Origin of the sequence: Lacticaseibacillus pantheris DSM 15945 = JCM 12539 = NBRC 106106, from assembly GCF_001591865.1 — a bacterium.
GTDB lineage: Bacteria > Bacillota > Bacilli > Lactobacillales > Lactobacillaceae > Lacticaseibacillus > Lacticaseibacillus pantheris.
Genome location: NZ_BCVS01000155.1, coordinates 1 through 4,115 on the forward strand (window position 1 = coordinate 1; position 4,115 = coordinate 4,115).

Annotated in this window: 3 protein-coding genes; 2 read left to right on the forward strand and 1 reads right to left on the reverse strand. The window is 56.6% G+C overall.

Annotated features, from left to right (window positions below; translation table 11 throughout):
- Window positions 1-276: 276 nt before the first annotated feature.
- Complete coding sequence (locus tag LPA02S_RS10985; protein ID WP_054650722.1) at window positions 277-1,767, forward strand: UDP-N-acetylmuramoyl-L-alanyl-D-glutamate--2,6-diaminopimelate ligase; 1,491 nt, start codon at window positions 277-279, stop codon at window positions 1,765-1,767.
- Window positions 1,768-1,895: 128 nt separating this feature from the next.
- On the forward strand, window positions 1,896-2,882 hold the full coding sequence (locus LPA02S_RS10990; protein ID WP_225350318.1) for a serine hydrolase: 987 nt from the start codon (window positions 1,896-1,898) through the stop codon (window positions 2,880-2,882).
- Window positions 2,883-2,947: 65 nt separating this feature from the next.
- Here LPA02S_RS10990 and LPA02S_RS10995 read toward each other — a convergent pair whose 3' ends face one another.
- A complete protein-coding gene (locus LPA02S_RS10995; RefSeq protein WP_054650725.1) occupies window positions 2,948-3,823 on the reverse strand; it encodes an aldose 1-epimerase family protein in 876 nt (291 codons plus the stop codon).
- Window positions 3,824-4,115 lie beyond the last annotated feature (292 nt).

Consider the following 4,115-nt stretch of genomic DNA (forward strand, 5'->3'; position numbering starts at 1 on the left):
GGGTACACGTCATTCTCAAGCTCAATTATCCGTGGAGGCCGGAACGGCCGGAGCGTGCGGGTGAAGCAAGCCACGGCGGAAGGCACGTAAGCCGCAACTCCCAACCCTGTCCGCATGTTCTTACCACATTGCACAGTCACGTTGCATTGTGATGTTTTTGCGAAAAAGCAATAAAAATACCGTTACAAGCAGTCATGCCGCGCTGGTTTACGTTATACTATGTCTATCAGTGTTACAGGAATGTAACAATTAGCGGTTTCAGAAAGGAAGAACAGCATGCAGGTACACACGCTGACTAATATTCTCGCTGTCGGGCCCACGGATCGGGACCGGCTGCACCAAGCCGCCATGGATATCACCATGGTGACCGCCAACACCCGGGAGGTACGTCCGGGTGCATGCTTCGTCGCCATTGCCGGCGCCAACTTTGATGGTCACGACCACCTCGATGAAGTGTTTGCCGCCGGGGCCGCGATGGCCGTGGTTGAGCGCGCCGTGACGTACCAGGGCCAAGGGCTCGTTGTAACGGTGCCGGACACCCACAAGGCGCTGGCTGAACTTGCCGCCACGTTTAACGGCAACCCTAGTCGTGACCTCAACGTCATCGGGGTGACCGGGACGAACGGTAAGACGACCGTCACCCACCTCATTAGCAAGATTCTCGGCGATAACGGCATGAACACGGGGATTATGGGGACGCTTTACAACAAAGTTGGTGACGAAAAGCTGCCGACGGTGAATACCACCTCCGATGCCAACACCATGCAACGGGTGCTGGCGGCTATGCGCGACGCGGGTAACGCGGCCGCGGCCATTGAGGTATCGTCGATTGCGCTCGATCAGGGCCGCAACTGGGGAACCGACTTTGACACTGCGGTTTTCACTAACCTGACCGAGGATCACCTGGACTACCACAAGACCATGGCGGCCTACTTTGCGGCCAAAAGTTTGCTGTTCAGCGAGCTTGGGAGCGGTATGAGCCACAACGGTCGCAGCAAAACGGCTGTGATTAATACGGACGATCCGGCGGGGGCCAAGCTGGTGGCGATTGCTGACCACACGGTGGCTAACGTCATCACGTACGGCGTGGACCAGGCGGCAACGGTACGGGCAACCGATATCGAAACCACCAACCACGGGACGCGGTTCAACCTGCAGTTTTACGGGCAGACCTACCCGGTACACATGCACCTGGTTGGCGAATTTAACGTGTACAACGTCCTCGCTGCCTTTGGCGCGGCGTACGGTCAGGGCATTGCGGTGCCTGACATTATTGCCAGCATCGAGTCGGCAACCGGCGTGCCCGGGCGCTTCCAGCCGGTGCCGAACAACAAAGACGTGGTGGTGCTCGTGGATTACGCGCACACGCCGGATGGGCTGGAGAACGTCCTGGCGACCATCCGCAAGTTCGCCAAGCAACGCATTTTCTGTGTGGTGGGCGCCGGTGGTGACCGGGACAACAACAAGCGCCATATTATGGGTGAAATCGCGGTGCGTTTGTCCACTGATCCCGTTTTCACTTCCGACAATCCACGCACGGAGGACCCAGATAGTATCCTCGACATGGTGGTGAGCGCGGTTCCTGCAGGCAGTTACCAGCGGTTCACGGACCGGCGGACGGCTATCCAGTATGCCATTAAGGCCGCCAAGCCGGGGGATGTCGTGCTTATTGCCGGTAAGGGTCACGAAGATTACCAGATTATCGGTCACACGAAGCACCACTTTGACGATTTTGAAGAGGCCACAAAGGCACTCAACGCGAAGTAAAGCAGTACGGTGACCACCGCTGCTTTGATTTAACGACAAAAAGTCCCAATTTGGTCATATTTTAACGGCAAAGTCGCAAAATGAGCCCGCTAAACTGTCTTTATTAACAGTTTGGGGGCTCATTTATTTTGCGGAAACATGTAAGTAATCACCAGCGTGAGCGGTACGTTGCGGCGATCGTTGTCATTTTTGGTGCAATGGCCGTGGCGTTGCTGTGCTGGCGGGCGGCCGGGGACACTACTGGCAATGGGCAACACGCCCAGGCGGCCACCAGTTCGTCGGCGAGCACCGATAGCGCAACCACGGCCGCGAACAAGAAACGGAGTATTATTCAGGAAAACCTACAAAATTATCTGGATAAGGTTACGGCTGACGGCGACGCCAGCGTCAGCTTTTACAGTCTGGACGCCACCAGTGGTAGCAGCGCTGACAGTACGACGGACCAATTAACGTATGGTGACGGTCAGATTGTGGCCGACAGTAACGCCACTACTACCGCGACTTCGGCCAGTACATATAAATTGTTTATCGCGGCGTACTTATTTCACCTACACCAGGAAGGCAAATTCAGCTGGACGACTGCCAACAAGAGTGGCTTTTACCAGATGGTCGTGAATTCCAGCAATACCTTTCCGGAAGAGATTCTCGCCGAGTATGGTGCCGACAGCATCAATGCCTTCATCAAGAGCCAAGGGTGGAGCAGTCCGGTCTTTCACGACGGTGACGAGGCGGCCAGCACCACGAGTCAGAGTCTCCGCAAAGTGTTACAGGCTTTGAACGCGGGCACGGGGGTCTTCAGTGATAGCAGCGACCGTAGCTACTTGTTGGGCCTGATGCAAAAGCAGGTTTACCGGTCAGGCATCCCGGCAGGCGTGGCGTCAGTGGATAGCGGGGCCACGGTGGCCGATAAGGTGGGCTTCCTGGATGACGTTAACAATGATGCGGCGATTGTGACCACCAGTGATGGGCACAAATACATCTTGGTAATTATGACGCACGGGCACAACCAGACCACCCTCGACTTCAGCCGGATTAAGACGATTGCGGTCAAGGTTCAGCAAATTGTGTACGGTAGCGATGCGGGCACCAAAGTGGTCAGTTATAGCGCTGATTAATCGCGCCGAAGTAAAACGCACACCACATTCTGCAAAGAGAACGCGGTGCGCGTTTTGCGTGACGCTTAGTTCAGCGTGAGGTCGTAGCCAAACGCTGAAGTGCCGCCAGGGGCGACGGTAGTGTTACCCGCTTTCTGGTACCAGTCAGTAGGGGCACCGGCCACGTCGGGCAGCCCGTGGAACGGTTCAACGCAGACGAACGGTGCGTTTTTGTGCTCCGGGCTCCACAGAGTCAGGTAGGGGAAGTCCGCCAGGTTGATGGTGACCCGGTAGCTCCCGTCGTTAGCGGCCAAAGTAGCGCTGGTGGCCTCGGGTGCATTGATGATAATCAGGCCATCGTCAAGCAGTTCGTGACTTAATGGAATCGCGGCCCCATCGGATTCAGCGAATGGCTCCACGGCCCCGTTGCGGAACGGTACGGGGCCAATACCAAACTTGGTGAGCGGCGTATTTGCGCCGGTCAGCGTGACCGTGTAGTGGCCGAGTGGCTGTTCTAGCGCAAAGCCAGGATGTGAACCCAGCGCGAACGGCATTGGGTGCGCAGAAGCATTGGTGACGTGGTACTGCACCTGCAGGCCGGTTTCCGTCAACGTATAGGTGACGGATAGCGCAAAGTCAAACGGGTACAGCGCCTTGGTCTCGGCGTTAGCGTGCAGGGTCAGGATGACGGTTTCATCGCTACTTTGCTGGACATCGTCGAATTCAAAGTCGCGCGCGAAGCCGTGTTGACGCATGGGGAAGGTCTGGCCGTCGACTAAGTAGTGGTCGTCGTTGGAGCGGCCGATGGCAGGAAACAGGATGGGCGCGTGGCGGCCCCAGAACTTACCGGTAGTGTCGGACCAGATGTACTCGCGGCCGTTGGAGCGGCGGGTGAGTGTGGTGAGTTCGGCACCGAGTGGATTGATGGTGGCGGTGAATTGTGCGTTGGAGAGAGTGATCAAGAAGGCTACCTCCTCAGGTATGGTGGTGCGCGAATTACCCCAGTCCGGGCACCAAGCTGTTAGCGGCGTCTCCTTGGAATAAAACCAAACATCTATAGTATATGTTATGGGGCGGGAAAAGTTTAGTGGAAATTGGGAGCGCGTACATTTTTATGGGGGTGTGTCCGAATTGAACTGATGTGGCACCTACCCACAGGTATTGGTTATCACGATATGGTGGAGGAGGTTGGATGGGCGGCGCGGTGAGCGGAGGCGTGTGGGGTCGGAATGGTGGCCACTGCCGGGGTGTAAC

What these genes read in the sequence shown, in the direction of transcription:
- LPA02S_RS10985 (WP_054650722.1), top strand. Translation starts at nt 277, where the DNA reads ATGCAGGTACACACGCTGACTAATATTCTCGCTGTCGGGCCCACGGAT.